Source organism: Sphingomonas trueperi (assembly GCF_040545965.1).
GTDB lineage: Bacteria > Pseudomonadota > Alphaproteobacteria > Sphingomonadales > Sphingomonadaceae > Sphingomonas > Sphingomonas trueperi_C.
Genome location: NZ_JBEPMV010000001.1, coordinates 468,553 through 484,618, shown reverse-complemented (window position 1 = coordinate 484,618; position 16,066 = coordinate 468,553). Strand labels below are relative to the sequence as shown.

At 67.9% G+C, this 16,066-nt stretch carries 16 protein-coding genes; 9 read left to right on the top strand and 7 right to left on the bottom strand.

Annotated elements, in window-relative coordinates:
* Position 1 precedes the first annotated feature (1 nt).
* Positions 2–1,753 carry a ShlB/FhaC/HecB family hemolysin secretion/activation protein gene (locus ABIC35_RS02355; RefSeq protein WP_121078807.1) on the top strand — a complete coding sequence of 584 codons (1,752 nt, stop codon included), beginning with the start codon at positions 2–4 and terminating at the stop codon, positions 1,751–1,753.
* Between the two features lie 16 nt (positions 1,754–1,769).
* Here ABIC35_RS02355 and ABIC35_RS02350 read toward each other — a convergent pair whose 3' ends face one another.
* The 4 genes from ABIC35_RS02350 to ABIC35_RS02335 all read right to left on the bottom strand — a co-directional run bounded on the left by ABIC35_RS02350 (position 1,770) and on the right by ABIC35_RS02335 (position 6,650).
* Entirely contained in the window at positions 1,770–2,708 is a 939-nt protein-coding gene (locus ABIC35_RS02350) for a hypothetical protein (protein WP_354278199.1), read from the bottom strand.
* A gap of 110 nt (positions 2,709–2,818) precedes the next feature.
* Positions 2,819–3,505, bottom strand: a complete 687-nt coding sequence (locus ABIC35_RS02345; RefSeq protein WP_354278198.1) for a DUF3142 domain-containing protein — start codon at positions 3,503–3,505, stop codon at positions 2,819–2,821.
* Positions 3,506–3,527: 22 nt separating this feature from the next.
* The gene (locus tag ABIC35_RS02340) at positions 3,528–5,603 is read right to left on the bottom strand and encodes an outer membrane assembly lipoprotein YfiO (protein WP_121078803.1); all 2,076 of its coding nucleotides are present in this window, start codon (positions 5,601–5,603) and stop codon (positions 3,528–3,530) included.
* Between the two features lie 81 nt (positions 5,604–5,684).
* Positions 5,685–6,650, bottom strand: a complete 966-nt coding sequence (locus tag ABIC35_RS02335; protein ID WP_121078801.1) for a proline iminopeptidase-family hydrolase — start codon at positions 6,648–6,650, stop codon at positions 5,685–5,687.
* Between the two features lie 272 nt (positions 6,651–6,922).
* Between ABIC35_RS02335 and ABIC35_RS02330 the strand changes: the two genes are divergently transcribed.
* The 8 genes from ABIC35_RS02330 (at position 6,923) to der (ending at position 13,992) form a co-directional block, all read left to right on the top strand.
* Positions 6,923–8,185: a YceI family protein gene (locus tag ABIC35_RS02330; RefSeq protein WP_354278197.1), complete on the top strand. Its 1,263-nt coding sequence runs from the start codon at positions 6,923–6,925 to the stop codon at positions 8,183–8,185.
* A gap of 7 nt (positions 8,186–8,192) precedes the next feature.
* Positions 8,193–8,603 carry a GNAT family acetyltransferase gene (locus ABIC35_RS02325; protein ID WP_121078797.1) on the top strand — a complete coding sequence of 137 codons (411 nt, stop codon included), beginning with the start codon at positions 8,193–8,195 and terminating at the stop codon, positions 8,601–8,603.
* Between the two features lie 6 nt (positions 8,604–8,609).
* Positions 8,610–8,957: an ArsC family reductase gene (locus ABIC35_RS02320; RefSeq protein ID WP_121078795.1), complete on the top strand. Its 348-nt coding sequence runs from the start codon at positions 8,610–8,612 to the stop codon at positions 8,955–8,957.
* An 84-nt stretch (positions 8,958–9,041) separates the two neighbouring features.
* On the top strand, positions 9,042–9,473 hold the full coding sequence (locus tag ABIC35_RS02315; protein ID WP_354278196.1) for a hypothetical protein: 432 nt from the start codon (positions 9,042–9,044) through the stop codon (positions 9,471–9,473).
* A gap of 48 nt (positions 9,474–9,521) precedes the next feature.
* The gene (panB, locus tag ABIC35_RS02310; protein WP_121078791.1) at positions 9,522–10,382 is read left to right on the top strand and encodes a 3-methyl-2-oxobutanoate hydroxymethyltransferase; all 861 of its coding nucleotides are present in this window, start codon (positions 9,522–9,524) and stop codon (positions 10,380–10,382) included.
* A 73-nt stretch (positions 10,383–10,455) separates the two neighbouring features.
* Entirely contained in the window at positions 10,456–11,172 is a 717-nt protein-coding gene (locus ABIC35_RS02305) for a tetratricopeptide repeat protein (protein ID WP_121078789.1), read from the top strand.
* A complete protein-coding gene (locus tag ABIC35_RS02300; protein WP_121078787.1) occupies positions 11,169–12,500 on the top strand; it encodes an outer membrane protein assembly factor BamB family protein in 1,332 nt (443 codons plus the stop codon). Before ABIC35_RS02305 ends, ABIC35_RS02300 begins: the two co-directional genes overlap by 4 nt.
* A gap of 124 nt (positions 12,501–12,624) precedes the next feature.
* The gene (der, locus tag ABIC35_RS02295) at positions 12,625–13,992 is read left to right on the top strand and encodes a ribosome biogenesis GTPase Der (protein ID WP_183049450.1); all 1,368 of its coding nucleotides are present in this window, start codon (positions 12,625–12,627) and stop codon (positions 13,990–13,992) included.
* A gap of 71 nt (positions 13,993–14,063) precedes the next feature.
* Here the strand turns inward: der and bfr are convergent, their stop codons facing one another.
* The 3 genes from bfr to ABIC35_RS02280 form a co-directional block, all read right to left on the bottom strand.
* Positions 14,064–14,546 carry a bacterioferritin gene (gene bfr / locus ABIC35_RS02290; protein WP_093298639.1) on the bottom strand — a complete coding sequence of 161 codons (483 nt, stop codon included), beginning with the start codon at positions 14,544–14,546 and terminating at the stop codon, positions 14,064–14,066.
* Between the two features lie 70 nt (positions 14,547–14,616).
* Positions 14,617–14,787, bottom strand: a complete 171-nt coding sequence (locus ABIC35_RS02285; RefSeq protein WP_010545522.1) for a (2Fe-2S)-binding protein — start codon at positions 14,785–14,787, stop codon at positions 14,617–14,619.
* A 33-nt stretch (positions 14,788–14,820) separates the two neighbouring features.
* On the bottom strand, positions 14,821–16,065 hold the full coding sequence (locus ABIC35_RS02280; RefSeq protein ID WP_183049449.1) for a DUF418 domain-containing protein: 1,245 nt from the start codon (positions 16,063–16,065) through the stop codon (positions 14,821–14,823).
* Between the last annotated feature and the right edge of the window lies 1 nt (position 16,066).

Here is a 16,066-nt window from a genome sequence, read left to right as displayed (position 1 = left end):
CGTGCAGACCATCTCTCGTGCGCGCCGCCTGGCGCCCAACGCCCGCCTGCTCGTTCGGCTCGCGCCGCTATGCGGCATCGTGCTGCCGCATGCGGCGCTGGCGCAGGCGATCGAGCGCAACCCGGCGCCTTCGCTCCAGCCGGAGCCGGTTTCCCCAGTGCCCCCAGTCGAGGTCGACCCCGCTGCCGACCCGACGCCGCTGGGCGTGACGCTGCGCGGCATCACGCTGCTCGCCGGCGACGCGGTTGCCGCGCCCGATGACAGCGGCGTCCGCCTCAAAGGGGTCGAAGACGCGCCGTGGCTGACCGATCGGCTGCGCCGTTTCATCGGCCGGCCCTTGTCGCAGCGTGAGATCAGCGCGATCAAGGCCGCCATCGCCAAGGCCTATCGCAATCATGGCCGCCCGTTCGTGCATGTCTCGGCGCCGGAGCAGGAGATTTCCTCGGGCCAGCTGACGCTGCGTGTAGAGCAATTCCGGCTAGGTCAGGCGCGCATCTCCGGGGCGAGCGCGGGCGAGGCTGCGCATCTTTCCGCGGGGATCCGCCAGCGCCCGGACGCGACGATCGACGCGCAGGCGCTCAGCGACGATCTCGACTGGCTGAATCGCTACCCCTTCCGCCGGGTCGAGGCAGTCTTCGAGCCGGGGCAGCGCGTCGGCACCACGGACGTGACCTATGTCGCCACCCGCGAGCGGCCTTGGGCGATCGGCGGCGGTTATGCGAACAGCGGCAGCCCGAATACCGGCATCGGCCGCTATTTCCTCTATGCGCTGGCCCGCCTCCCGGGGCTGCACGACGGCTATGGCAGCTATCAGCTGACCACCTCGGGCCAGCGCTTGACCGGGCTCGGCGCGCATCCCGGCGGCAGCAGCCGCTATGTCGGCCAGGCGGGACGCCTGTGGATGACGCTCGCGCCGCGGACGAGCGTCGAGGCGAATTTCGGCGACATCCGTTCCAACCAGCCGTTCGAGGCGTTCGATTCGCGCCAGCATACCCGCGAATACGGCCTGACCGTCCGCACCGCGCTGGCCAATGTCGCGTCGCGGCTGCGGGGCGAGGTCTATGCCGGTCTCGACTGGAAGACCCAGGCGAGCGACCTGCTGTTCGGCACGCTGCTGGTGCGGCCCACGTCGCGCTACCATGTAGGCCAGGTCACGGCGGGCTATGCGCTGCAGGCCAATGATGCGTTGGGCTCGACCGCGATCGACATCGCCGTGCATGTCAGCCCCGGCGGGATCGACCGGTTCAACACCATGGCGGCGTTCGAGGCGGCTTCGCAGCACCAGTTCGGCAAGGCGCACTACGCCTATGCCAGCGGCGTGCTCTCGCGGCGCACCCGGCTGCCGGGCTTCAGCCTGGTCCATCAGCTGAACTGGCAGTTCACCGGCACCGCGCTGCCGCAGACCGAAATGCTGGGCATCGGCGGACGGGGGCAGGTGCGGGCGTACACGCTCGACGACGGCGCGTTCGATCGCGGCGCGGTGCTGCGCGACGAGCTCCGGCTGGATCCGCTGCGGATTGGGCGGGGCCGATGGGCGTCGGCGCTCGAGCCTTGGCTGTATCTGGACGGCGGCTATGCCGGTCGCCTGCGCGGCGGCGACGCGGGACCCGTCGGCGCCGCCGGGGCAGGCGCGGACTGGGCGCTGGGCCGGGATCTCGCAGTGTCGGGCGATGTCGGGGTGGCGATGAAGACGCTTGGTGCAACCCGCGCGGGCGATGTGCGGGCAAACGTGCGGGCGACCCTGGCGCTCTGAGGCGCCCGCAGCGCGTTCAGTCGATGCGCTTCTTGCGCACCGTCCAGGCAGGATCGGTACAGAGCCGGCAGTCGGCGCCTCGGAACCAGCGCGCGGCGGCCTCGTCGCCGCGAAGCTGCCACTCCAGCCAGGCGACGTCGACCGGCGTCACCCGGCCGCCATTGGTGTCCTGGAAGGTGCCGCCATGGCCGACATCGAGGCTGGCGAGCATCGCCGGCACCGTGTCGATCCGGTCGAAATCATCGGTGCCGTTAGGCCAGGCGATGTCCGACGGGCCGCCCATGATGTAGAGCACCGGGGTATGCAGCCGGCGCAGCGCCGCCTTGTCGATGGTGATGCCGCGGATCGGGTTGGTGCCGTCCTTGAACACCCCGCTGTTGTGGACGATCACCGCGTGCACGCGCGGATCGGCGGCGATCTCCAGCGCCTGCAGGCCGCCGCAGCTATGGCCGGAGACCGCGACCAACCGAGGATCGATGCGGCCGAAAAAGGGGCTGCCCTGCCGCGCATTCTCGGCAAGGGCCCAGTCGATCCCGGCGGCGACCTGCGCGGTCGTCGTCTTGATGCCGAGCGGGCCGGGCGGGGGCGGCGTCTGCGGCCGCGGCCGCGGCGGGGCGCCGGGGCCGGTCAGCACCCGGCCGGGGGCGATCACCAGATAGCCATGCGAGGCGATCTCGGCGAGGTGGAAGCGCACGCTCGCGCCGTCGTCGCTGCACGCGCCATTGCCCCACACCAGCACGCCCAGCTTCTTCCTGCCCAATCTGGAGAGGTCGGCGGGCTGATAAAGGACATGCTCGGGCAAGCCGGGATCGGTACGCTTGACGGCGGGGTAGGGGCCGGTGCCGGTGGTGTCGGGCATGGCCTCATAGGCCTGTTGCGATGTCTGCGTGGCGGACGCATCCGCCATCGCCAGTGCCCCCATGGTGAGCGCCGCCACCGCTGCTGCCAGCTTCATCCCGTTACTCCCCAACGTCGTTGGGTGTGACCATATCTTCGTCGCGGCGTCCCGGCCAGCAGCGTCGTACGCGCTCCGGATGTTCCGGGATTGCTGCTTGGGAGCGCGGCTCACGGGTTCAGCAGGAAGACCACATAGCCCTGGAAGCGGGGATTGGCGGCGAGCGCCGGGGGCGGTGTCCATTCGCCGCCCTGGAGCAGGCCGATGCGGAAGGGGATCGGCAGGCGGTCGAGTTTGGCGACATAGCCCTGGTAGCCGGGGATGACGTGCCGCCCCTGGTAGATCTGCACGACGACCTCGTCGACGACACCCGCAAGGTTCGCCAGAGCCTCTGGGTCGCCATTGGCGCTCCAGTCGAGCAGCCCGGTGATGCCCAGCTTGTATCGTGAAGGCAGCTTCGCGTGCAGCGTCTTGAGGAAAGTGGCATAGCGATCGAGGTGGCGTGTCCGCGCGTCGAAATCGATCTGGACACCGGCCATCCGGTTTCCCGCGCGCTGCCAGCGTTGGAGTGCTGCGAGCAGCTGCGCGTCGATCTGCGGGGTCCAGGCAAGCGTTTCGACCCGCAGCACCATCCACAGCTCGGCATGGCGTATCCGCGGAATGGCCGGCCGCTGCGCGATCAGCCGCGGCGCATCGCCACCGACCACTGCGCCTTGCAACAGATAGATCCGGCGGGCGCGCGCAAGTGCCGGCTGCGGCCTGACCCCCGCCCAAAGCCAGAAGGCGTCATAGCGTCCGGCATCGACCGTGGCCCTTGGCGGCGTCTGCGGCGGGGTTGCCGAGAGCAGCAGCGGCAACGCCAGCAGCAGCCTCAGACGCCTACCAATAATAGCGTAGCTCCTGCGCCCAGCGCGACTTGGGATAGTCGCGCTTCAGGCGCTGGAACCAACCCTTGCGGACCGCCAGTTCGACGCCCCCGCCGCCGCAGGCGTTGGACGCGCTGGGCGCGTAGCAATTGACCGCGCGGAACAGCGCATAGGCCTTGTCGTCGGGTGAGGCGGCTGGGGAGGCCATCACCGCCTGATAGACGTCCAGACGCGCATAGGGCGCGCCCGCGAAGCGCGTCGGCGTGCCGCCGAGTTCGTCCTTTGCAGGCTGGCTATCCAGGAAGAACCCGTCAAAGCCGTTTACCCGGGTGAACTCGCCGAGGCACAGCATCGCCTTGGGGTCGCCGGGCGTCGCGGCGAGGCGGCGTTGCGTTTCGGGGAAGGCCGGACAGCCATAGTCGCCGAGCTTCTTGCCCTTGACGAACAACGCGGTGGGCAGCGGCTTGGCGTCGCTGAAATCGAAATAATAGTCTGCGTCGGCAGATGCGTTCGCCGGGACCAGCCGCGCATCGTCGACGAAATCGCGGTGCGAGCCGCGCGTCGCTTCCTTGTAGAGCAGCGTGAACAGCGCGACGTCGCGCTCGTGCGCCGAGGCGCCCGCAGCCTGTACCTGCTGCCGCAGCAGCTTCGCATCGGCGACATTCATCAGCAGCCGGTCGCGGATTTCCTGCGAGCGGATCGGCGAATCGGGCACGAACAGGCGGGCAAGCCCGTCATGGCGTTCCTCGTGCAGCGCCAGCGCCAGCTCGACCACGGGACGCTGGCCAGGCGCCTTGGCGCCGGACAGCAGGTCGACCCAAAAGCCGCGCACATTGCGGTCGGCGCGCGCTTCCAGCGCCATGCCGCGCAGCATCTGCCGGCTGAACTCGAGATAGCTCAAACTGGCCTGATGCGAAGCGTCGGGGAGGAGCTGCAGCGCTTCCTGCGGTTGCCCGCCGAGATGATAGGCATGGGCCGCCTGGAGATAGGCGAACAGCGCGGGGTTCCTGGCGAACTTGGGGCGCTGGGCATCGAGGGCTGCATGCGGCAGCGGCTGGCAGCACGGGTCGCTACCCTCTGCGGCGCGCATATGCATCAGGTCGAACGCGGCGAGCAGGATCGGATCGTGCAACGTGTCCGCGGTCGCGCCCGTGAGCAACTTGGCGTCGATCTCCTGCGCCAGCGACACCGCGTCGATGCCGCGCTGCGCATCCGGCAGCGCGAACAGCGCGACATATTCCGCCTCGAGCTTCGTCCGGTCCTGCGCCAGCCAGTAGACACGGCGCAGCAGCCCGCGCGCCGAGAAGAAATATTCGCCCTTGGGGTAGGCCTTCATATAGCCGCGCAGCGCCGCCTCTGCCTCGGCGACAAGCTTCGGCGGGACCTTCGCGCCGTCCTTGGGCGATCCATAATCGTCGTAATAGTCGACCTGCGCCCGGTTCACCGCGACCCGGCCGAGCATGTAGCGCGCGGTCTCGCGCAGCCACGGATCGCGGGCCCTGTCGAGCGACGCGAACCGCGCCGCCGCGCCATCGAAGTCGCCGGCGTAGAAGGCGGCCGCGCCGTCGAGATAGGCGGCGAAGGCCTTGCCCGCCTCCGACTTCGCGCCGTTCACCGCGGCGACGAGCGCGGCGGTGCCAGCGGTGCCTTGGCTACAATCGGGCTCCAGCCCCTTTCGGGCGCCGATGAGGGCCGTGCGTTCGGGCTCGGGCACCTTCGCATTGGCGCGGATCGCGGCCTCGAAGCGCGCCGCGCCCGCCACGTTGCTCCGGCAGCGCGATCCTTCCCCGTCCGAGAAGTACGGGCTGCCGCCATCGGCGGAGCGCGGCATCAGCAGGGCGATGTCCAGGAACACCGAAGGCTTGGCCGGTGCCACCAGGCGGGGGGCACCGGGCAGGTCCGCGAGGAGCAGCGCGAGATTGGTCCGGCTGTCATTGCGCGGGCCCAGCATCGCGAGGTCGTCGCAACCGCTATAGGCGGTGTAGTTGAGCTTCCAGGCGGGGCCGCAGCTGTAATCGCCGCTCGCATGGGCAGGTACGCTCCACAGCGCGCCCAGCCCTAGCAAGAGGAAGAGAACCGTCCGGATCATACTATACGCCCCCGTGAAACACGCGGGCGTGCGCCTACCGCAGTGGCGCGCGCGGCGCCATAGCCGCCGTAATCGGCGCCCTCAGCGCCGCAGCTTCGCCAGAAAGCGGAGGATCGCGTCGAAATAGGCCCGCTGGTCGTCCCACATGGTGAGGTGGCTGCCGGTCTTGCTGAGGAACAGCTCCGCGCCGGGAATCAGTCTCGCCTCGCGCTCGATGCTTTTCGGGTTCATTTCGTCGTAGCGGGCGCCCATCACCAGTGTCGGCACCTGGAGGTTCGGCAGGTCGTGCCAGCGATCCCAGTTGCGCAGGTTGCCGGTGACGACGAATTCGTTCGGGCCCTGCATCTGGTTGTAGATGGTGCCGTTCGCCACCTCGAAGCTGTGGGTGAGCGGCGCAGGCCAGGGCTTCAGCCGGCAGATATAGCGGGTGTAGAGCTCGTCCTGCAGGATCTTGCCATAGGCCTCGCCGCCTTGCTCGCCCGCCGCTTCCAGCGCGGCGAGTTGCCGGCGGATCGGGGCGGGCAGGGCCTGCTTCAGCTGGCCGGTATAGGCGGCGAAGTCAGCGAAGCTGGCGGTCATGCTGGACAGGACGAAGCCGCTGAGCCGCTCGGGGTGGCGCAGCGCATATTCGATGCCGAGGATGCCGCCCCAGCTATGCCCGACCAGCACGAAGCGATCGAGCCCGAGCCCGGCGCGGACCTCCTCCACCTCGTCGAGATAGCGCGGCAGCGTCCACAGGCTGGTGTCGTCGGGCCGATCGGACTGGCCGCAGCCGAGCTGGTCGTAGAAATAGAGCTCATAGCCCGCCTGCGGCAGGAAGTCGGCGAAGCAGTCCATATAGTCGTGCGAGAAGCCCGGGCCGCCATGGAGCAGCAGCACCTTGGTCGCGCCCGTGCCGACCCGCTCGGTCCACACCTGGTATTTGCCCGCGACCGTGATGCGACGGACCTCGCGCGGCAGATCCGGCACGGCAAGCGCGCGGCCGGCAGGCAGCAATGCGCCGGCGGCGGCGAGGGACAGGAGCTGGCGACGCGAGGGTTCGAACATCGTGCAATCCACTTCTACAGGGGCGGCGCGACCTCCGCCTTCGCCCGAGCGCGATCTGCGCGGGCACGTACGCTTATGCACCTATAAGCAGGTACGGGTGGTGTCGGTTACGCCAGCCTCGTGCCCGCAACCCAGCGTTTCCGCGGGTGCACTTGCCGATCAGGCCGCGATGCGCGCAACATCGGGTCGTTGCGCCATCGACTCGGACATCGGGTCATGCGCTTCCGTGCGCCGCACCGGGTTGCGCGCGTTCCCGAAGGACGAGGCTGGGAGTGGCAGGGCTGAGACAACGATATAGCGGGATCGCGATCCTGCTCCACTGGGCGCTGGCGCTGCTGCTGCTGTTCCAGCTGGGGCTCGGCTGGGCGCTGGAGGATCTGCCGAAATCCTCGCTTTTCGTCGCCTTCCAGTTCCACAAGTCGGTCGGCATCCTGATCCTGGTGCTGTCGCTCGCGCGGCTGCTGACCCGCCTGTTCGTCGCGCGTCCGCCGGCCGAGGGCGCACCCGCGCTCAAGCTGCTCGCGAGCGCGGTGCACTGGGGCCTGTACGGCGTGATGATCCTGGGGCCGATCACCGGCTGGATCATCGTCTCCACCGCGCGGGTGAAGCTGCCGACGCTGCTGTTCGGCACGATCCCGCTGCCGCACCTGCCGCTGGGCGCGGCCTGGAACGAGCCGGCCGAGACCATCCACGGGCTGATCGGTTGGCTGCTCGCCGGGCTGTTCGTGCTGCACGTGGCGGGCGCGCTGCGCCACCATCTGCTCCGCGACGACGTGATCGGGCGGATGATGCCGTCGGCATTGTCGCGGCGCCCGGCGCTGTCGATTGCGGTCGTCGTGGCGCTGGCGGCGTGTGTCGCGGCGTTCTTCGCTGGTTCGTGGCGGTACAAGGGCCATGCCGAGGTGCCGACGCCCTCGCAGCCGCTGCCCACCCCAGGCTCGACGCCCGAGGTGCCGGCCGCCCCGACTCCGACTCCCGAAGCCTCGGCCAGCCCCGAGCCGACGCCGTCACCGTCGGCCTCGCCGACCGATGCCGCCACACCGGTGCGCAGCTGGAAGGTCGCACCAGGCGGCACGCTCGCGTTCCGCACCATCTATAGCGGTGAGACGATCAACGGTCGATTCACCCGCTGGACCGCCGACATCCAGTTCAGCCCCGATGACCTCGCCCATTCGAAGATCGCGGTCGACATCGACCTCGCCTCGGTGAGCAGCGGCGATTCGGAGCGCGACGACACGCTGAAGGGCGACGATTTCTTCGGCGTTGCTGCGCATCCCAAAGCGCGCTTCACCGCGTCGCGGATACGGAAGCAGGGGAGTGGCTATATCGCTGATGGCACGCTGGCGCTGGCCGGCACGAGCAAGCCGATGCCGGTAAGCTTCACGCTCAAGATCGACGGCGACCATGCCCAGGCGAGCGGCACCGCGACGGTGAAGCGCCTCGCCTTCGGGGTCGGCAAGGGCCAGTGGAGCGATCCCAGCACCATCCCGGACGCCATCGCCGTGACGTTCCGCTTCTCCGCCGACGCGAAGTAGGCGGAGAATGGAGGTTCGCGCAGCCCAAGCTGCCGATCGGGACGTCGTGATTGCCCTGTGGCAGGCGGCAGGGCTCACGCGTCCTTGGAACGATCCGGCTGCCGATTTCGATCGCGCGGTGCAGGGCGCGACGTCCGCGGTCCTGTTGCTCCACGACGATGCGGTACTGCTCGGCACCGCGATGGTGGGCGAGGACGGGCATCGCGGCTGGGTCTATTATCTGGCGGTTGCCGAGTCGGCGCGGGGGCAGGGGCATGGCCGGGCGCTGATGGCGGCCGCCGAAGCCTGGCTGCGCGCGCGGGGCTGCCCCAAGCTTCAGTTGATGGTCCGCGAAGGCAATGATGCGGCGGTCGGTTTCTATCGCGCGCTGGGTCTGGAGGTGCAGCCGGTTGTGACCCTCGGCCGTTTCCTCCACTAAGTGTGCATGACCATTGGGCTCTACGGAATCAAGAATTGCGACACGATGAAGAAGGCGCGGGCCTGGCTCGATGCCAACGCAATTCGCTATGTGTTTCATGACTATAAGGCCGAGGGCGTCGATCCTGCGCGGCTCGACCACTGGATTGCGGCGCAGGGCTGGGAGCCGTTGCTGAACCGCGCCGGCACAACCTTCCGCAAACTTCCGGAGATGGACAAGAACGACCTTGATTCGGCGAAGGCGCGTGCGCTCATGATCGCGCAGCCTTCGATGATCAAACGTCCGGTTCTGGAATATCCGGGCGGTTTGCTGATCGGATTCGCGGCAGAACGCTATGCCCGCGCGTTGCTCTGAGCACGAAAAATTAACGTATTCGTGGCCTAACCACCGTGTTTATCCTAAATTAACACGATAAACGAAACGGGTTACTGGGATCGCATGGCGTCTTATATTCGACAACGGCCAGCCAGCTGGTTTCGCACCGTCGCAACGATGCTGGTCCTGTGGGGGCTGCTCGGCTGCCTCGTCTTCTATGCCCATGCGACGCTGTCGCTGCCCCGCGGCAGCGAGCCGAGCTTCTGGAACTGGGAATATTATCAGGCGGTTCCGCGGTGGTTCCTGGTCGATTATGCGATCGGGGTCGGCGCGAGCCTGCTCGGCTCGCTCGCCATGCTCCGCCGCTCGCGCAAGGCCAACATCCTGTACGTCGTCTCGCTCGCGGCGGTGATCGTGCAGTTCGGCTATCTGTTCGCGACCGGCGGCCTTTCGGGGCCGGTGCAGGCCTTCGTAATTCCCGCCTTCATCCTTGGCGTCGCGATCTTCCAGATCTGGCTCGCCGGCATGGCGACGCGGCGCGGCTGGCTGCGCTGACCCGGAGCGGGCTGGCAACCCCGCTCGCGACCCGCTAGACCGCGCGCCATGTCGCACCAGCTCACGCTCGATACCGCCACCAGCCGCGCCAATCCCACGCCTGCGCCGATGAAGCGCATGACCGTGCCGGCGATCCGCAAGCGCAAGGGTGGCGAGCCGCTGGTGATGCTCACGGCCTATACCGTCCGCATGGCGCAGCTGATGGACGCGGCCTGCGACATGCTGCTGGTCGGCGACAGCCTGGGCCAGGTGATCTACGGCCTGCCGTCCACTGTTCCGGTGACGCTCGAGATGATGGCAGCGCACGGCGCGGCGGTGGTGCGGGGCAGCTATCATGCGCTGGTCGTCATCGACATGCCGTTCGGCAGCTACGAAGCCTCGCCGCAGCAGGCGTTCGAGAGCGCGGCGCGGCTGCTCAAGGAAACCGGCGCGGCGGCGGTGAAGCTCGAAGGCGGCGCGGCGATGGCCCCGACCGTCAAGTTCCTCAACGAGCGCGGCATCCCGGTGATCGGCCATATCGGACTGACCCCGCAGGCGATCAACGTGCTCGGCGGCTATGGCGCGCGCGGCCGCAGCGAGGCGGAGCATGCCAAGCTGGTCGGTGACGCGGTGGCGATGGACGAGGCGGGCGCCTTCGCGATTGTGGTCGAAGGCGTGGTCGAGCCGATCGCGGTCGAGATTACCAAGGCGGTGAAGTGCCCCACCATCGGCATCGGAGCTTCGGCCCAGTGCGACGGCCAGGTGCTCGTCGCCGAGGACATGCTCGGCCTGTTCGAGCGCACCCCGCGCTTCGTGAAGCGCTATGACGATCTGGCTGGCCGCATTTCCGCCGCGGTTGAAACCTATGCGGGCGAGGTACGGTCGCGGGCCTTTCCGGGACCGGATCAGGTCTATGCGCCGAAGGACTGACGGAGTAGGGCGATTTGCGTTACCGGCACGCGGCGCTAAGGTCCGCGGCCGCATCAGACCCATGGAGTAGATTTTGGCGCTTCCTCCTTCCGGTACCACCGACGAGGCCTTCCTTCGCGAAGTCGACGAGGAATATCGGCGCGATCAGCTGATCCGCGCCGGCCGTCGCTATGGCGTCTGGGCCGTCGCGGGCCTGGTGGCGTTCCTCGTCGCCGTGGCCGGCTGGCTGTTCTACGATCACAGCCAGCGCACCGCCGCCGAGGCACGCGGCGAGGAGTATGACGCAGCCCTCCAACTCGCCGCGCAGAACCAGGTCGGCCAGGCCCAGCCGGGGCTCGACAAGCTGGCGCAGGGCGAGGACGGCTATGCCGCGATGGCACGCTTCACCCAGGGCAACCTGTTGTTCCAGCAGGGCGACAAGAAGGGTGCGGCGGCCAAGTTTGCCAGCATCGTCACCGACAGCAAGCTCGCCCAGCCGTTCCGCGACCTGGCGCTGGTTCGTCAGACCCAGGCCGAGTTCGACACGATCAACCCGCAGGACGTGATCCAGCGGCTCGGCACGCTCGCCAATCCCGATTCGCCCTGGTTCGGTACCGCCGGCGAGATGGTGGCGGCCGCCTATCTGAAATCGGGCAAGCGCGGCGAGGCCGCGAAGCTCTATCGCCAGCTCAGCGAGGCCGGCCCCCGCGTGCCGGATTCGATCCGCGAACGCACCGCCGAACTCGCCAAGACGCTTTCGGTCACGCCGACCGCGACGACCGCTCAGACCCAGGAAAAGCAAGCTAAATGAACACGAAGGTTCGCGTTGTAACGGCAGTTGCCGCGCTCGCGCTGGTGAGCGGCTGCGGCGTCTTCAAGGGCGGCGGCGGCAAGAAGACCCCCGTGCTCGGCGAGCGCGTGCCGATCCTGGTGACCGAGAACGACATCACCGCCGACAAGACGCTGGCGGGCATCGAGGTCCAGCTGCCCGAGGCAGCGGTCAACGAGAATTGGAACCAGCCGGGCGGTAGCGCCTCCAAGGCAATGGGCCATCTCGCGCTCGGCGAATCGCTTTCCCGCGTCTGGTCCCGCCAGGTTGCCAAGCCGTCGAAGAGCCAGCGCCTCGCCGCCTCGCCGGTGATCGAGGGCAACAAGCTGTTCGTGATCGACCAGGCGGGCACGGTGCATGCCATGGCGGCCGATACCGGTTCCGAGCTGTGGAACGCCCGCACCGGCACCGGTGAGGACAAGCGCAGCCGCGGCGCGCTGTTCGGCGGCGGCGTCAGCGTCGACGGTGACCATGTCTATGCGTCGAATGGCCTGGGCGACGTGGTCGCGCTGCAGGTCGCGGACGGCAAGGAAATCTGGCGCAAGCGCCCGGGCGGCCCCCTGCGCGGTGCTCCGACGCTCGCCAACGGCAATGTCTATGTCGTGACGCAGGACAACCAGCTGTTCGCGCTGACCCAGGACAAGGGCGATGTTTCCTGGACGGCGACTGCCAGCCTTGAGTCGCAGGGCGTGTTCGGCGTCGCCGCCCCGGCCTCGGCCCAGGGGACGGTGATCGCCGGCTTCTCCTCGGGCGAGCTCAACGCCTATCGCTACGAGAACGGCCTGTCGCTGTGGGGCGACGTGCTGACCCGCAACACCATGACCACCTCGGTCTCGTCGCTGTCGGACATCGATGCCGAGCCGGTGATCGACCAGGGCCGCGTCTATGCGCTGGGCGAGGGCGGCCGGATGGTCGCGGTGGACATCACCAGCGGCTCGACGCTGTGGGAGCAGAGCATCGGCGGCCTGGCCTCGCCCTATGCCGTGGGTGAGTGGCTGTTCGTCGTCACCGACGATGCGCGCCTGCTCTGCCTGTCGCGCAGCAGCGGCAAGCCGCGCTGGATCGTCCAGCTCACGAAGTACAAGAACGAGAAGAAGCTGAAGAACCCGGTCGCCTGGAAGGGCCCGATCGTGGCCGGTGGGCGTCTCGTGCTGATCAACACGCTGGGCCAGATCGTCTCGGTCTCGCCGAAGGATGGCAGTGTCCTCTCCACCAAGGAGACCAAGGATCCGCTGTCGCTGGCGCCGGTGATCGCCAACAACACACTCTACCTGCTCGACGACAAGGGCCGCCTGAGCGCCTATCGCTGAGCCTGCTATCCCGGCCGCGTCCCGGGCAGACTATCCATCAAGGGGGCCGGGGCGCAGCGCTCCGGCCCCTCTCGTTTTTCCGGCGACTTTGCGTCGCCCTTTCGACTGCGTTAGAGAATCGATCATGCCTTTGCCCACCGTCGCCATCATCGGACGCCCCAATGTGGGCAAGTCGACGCTGTTCAACCGGCTGGTCGGAAAGCGCCTGGCGCTCGTCGACGACCAGCCCGGCGTCACCCGCGATCGCCGCGAGGGCGACGCCAATCTGCTCGGCCTCGAATTCCGGGTGATCGACACTGCGGGCTATGAGGACGAGGATGCGGCGACGCTCCCCGGCCGGATGCGCGCGCAGACCGAGGCAGCCGTGCGCGAGGCCGACGTCTCGCTGTTCCTGATCGATTCCCGCGCCGGCGTGACCCCGCTCGACGAGGAAATCGCCCGCTGGCTGCGATCCACCGATCGGCCGGTGGTGCTGATGGCCAACAAGGCAGAAGGCCGTGCGGGCGAATCGGGCGTGCTGGAAGCGATGGCGCTGGGCCTTGGCGACCCGATCCCCTTCTCGGCCGAGCATGGCGAGGGCGTGGCCGATTTGTTCGAGGCGCTGCTGCCGCATGTCGACCGGGAAGACGAGGAACCGGAGGAAGATCCCGACAGCCCCGACGCGCCGCTCAAGCTCGCGATCGTCGGCCGCCCGAACGCGGGCAAGTCGACATTGGTCAACCGCATCCTCGGCGAGGACCGGATGATCACCGGTCCCGAGGCGGGCATCACCCGCGATTCGATCTCGATCGATTATGAATGGACCGATTTCGAGGACAAGCCGCGCAAGGTGCGGCTGGTTGATACCGCGGGGCTCCGCAAGAAGGCCCGCGTCGAGGAGAAGCTGGAGAAGCTTTCGGTCGCCGATACGCTGCGCTCGATCGACTTTGCCGAAGTCGTCGTGCTGCTGCTCGATGCCACGCGCGGGCTGGAGGTGCAGGATCTCAAGATCGCCGATCGCGTGCTGCAGGAAGGCCGCGCGCTGATCATCGCGCTCAACAAGTGGGACGTGGCGGAAAATGCCTCCAGCCTGTTCAACGGGGTAAAGGGCGCGCTCGACGAGGGGCTGGCGCAGGTGAAGGGCGTGCCGCTGCTCACCGTCTCGGCGGTGACGGGCAAGGGGATCGACACGCTGATGCGCGTGGCGTTCGAGACGCGCGACGCCTGGTCGCGGCGCGTGTCGACCGGCCAGCTCAACCGCTGGTTCGAGCGCGCGATCGAAGCCAATCCGCCGCCCGCCCCCGGCGGCAAGCGGATCAAGCCGCGCTATGTGACGCAGAACAAGACGCGGCCGCCGAGCTTCGTGCTGTTCGGCACCCGCGTGGACCTGCTGCCGATGAGCTACCAGCGCTATCTGATCAACGGGCTGCGGCGCGAGTTCGATTTCGGCGCGGTGCCGGTGCGGCTGGTGCTCCGCGCGCCGAAGAACCCGTTTGACCGCGAGAAGGAGTGAGGGGCTAACCCCCCTCCCGCCATTTACGCCCCCCCCGCAGGCGGGAGGGGGATGAAACGAAGGACTGGCGCCTACTCCGCTTCCGCCGGCTTGCTGTTGAGCTGGATGTAATTCTCCAGCCCCATGCGCTCGATCATGTCGAACTGGCGCTCCAGCGTGTCGACATGCTCTTCCTCGCTCTCGAGGATCTTGAGGAACAGGTCGCGGCTGACGAAGTCGCGGACGGTCTCGCAATGCTGGATCGCGTCGCGCAGCACGGCAATCGCTTCCACTTCCAGCGCCAGATCGGCGCGGAGCAGTTCTTCCACCGTCTCGCCGATGCGCAGGCGACCGAGCAGCTGGAAATTGGGCAGCCCGTCGAGGAACAGAATGCGCTCCGACAGCCAGTCGGCATGCTTCATCTCGTCGATCGATTCGTGGCGCTCGAATTCGGCGAGCTTCTGCACGCCCCAATGATCGAGCATGCGATAGTGCAGCCAGTACTGGTTGATCGCGGTGAGCTCGTTCTTGAGCACCTCGTTCAGATACTCGAGAACCTTGGCGTCGCCCTTCATGTGCAAATCCCTTATCGTCTGGCGGACAACCTAGCCGCGAAACGATCGGGACGGAACCGGCGAAGTGCGCTCAGGCGGCAGCCCGTTCCTCGGCAATGATGGCACGGGCGAAGGGGACGCACTGGCCGCACTTGGCCTGGCAGCCGAGCGCGCGATAGGCCTGGCAGGCACTCTGCGCACCGGATCGCGCCGCTTCGCGCACTTCACGTTCCCGCAGGGCATTGCACACGCAGACGACCATCGACAGTCCCTCGATTCTCTCGCTGCGAAGGATCTAGTGCGATTGCGAGCGATTCGCAAGGCTATTGCGAATGGGTTGCAGGCTGCCGCGCGCCAGGCTGCGCCACAGCCATTCGAGGGGGCCGTAGCGAACGACGGTCAACCAGGGCTGCGACCAGAGCAGCAGCAGCGCCCAGACGCCGAACACCACCGGGTAGAGCTGCCAGCGCGAGAGATGGCCGAACCAGCCCAGGCCATAGCCGTCGAAGACCCACACGCAGAGCAGGCTGGTCGCGAGATAGTTGGAGAACGCCATCCGACCCGCTGCCGCCACACGGCGGGTGAGCCACCCGTCGGGTCGTGCTACGTACAGGATCAGGCATGCCCAACCGACGATCATTACCGGTCGCACCAGTCCGGGCAGCGTCACCGCCGCCATCAACACCGCGAAAAGGCTGAATTTTGCCTCAACCAGCCAGATCGAAAGCAGCGCATAGAGGGGCAGGGCGATCGCCCAGCAGCGCAGCCACCAGCGCCGATAGGTTGCGCGCGGCCACGCGGCGCTGAGCAGCCCGCTGCGCAGCGCCGCCATGCCGAACAGCATGTAGCCCAACGTTTCCCATCCGTAGAGCGTCAGCATCGCGAACGGACTGGTCGCATATTCGCCGAAGCGCTGGCCGACGATGCCGGCATAGTCGCCGCGATGCACCGCCAGCTCCGATGCAATCTGCGCCGCGGACGGTGTCCCGAACGCGTTCACCAGCGCGGCATATTCGCCCTGCGTCGCCTGCGGAAGCAGCGACATCCGCCAGGCATCATGCGCGAAGGTGGCGAACAAGGCGGTGCTGACCAGTACCAGCACGCTCCCCAGGCTCAGCAGACGCGCGATCGGCAGTTTGCGCAAGGGAAAGGCGAGCATGCCGACCAGCGCATAATGGGCGAGGATGTCGCCGTGCCAGACCAGCCAGAGATGGGCGAGGCCGAACAGCAGCAGCCAGCCCATCCGGGCATAATGCGTCCGCGCCGGGTCGCGCCCCGCCGCCTCGGCCGCGTCGGTGACGATCAGCAGCGAGGCGCCGAACAGGAAGGAGAACAGCCCGCGCATCCGCCCGTCGAAGAACAGGAAGTTGACCAGCCAGGCGGCGAGATCGGTGCCGTGCCAGCCGCCATATGCGCGCGGATTGAAATAGGCGGCCTCGGGCATGCCGAAGCCGACGATGTTGAGCAGCAGGATGCCGAGCAGCGCGGTGCCGCGGACGAGATCGAGCGAAAGCAGGCGGGCGGAAATCGGGGGATGCACC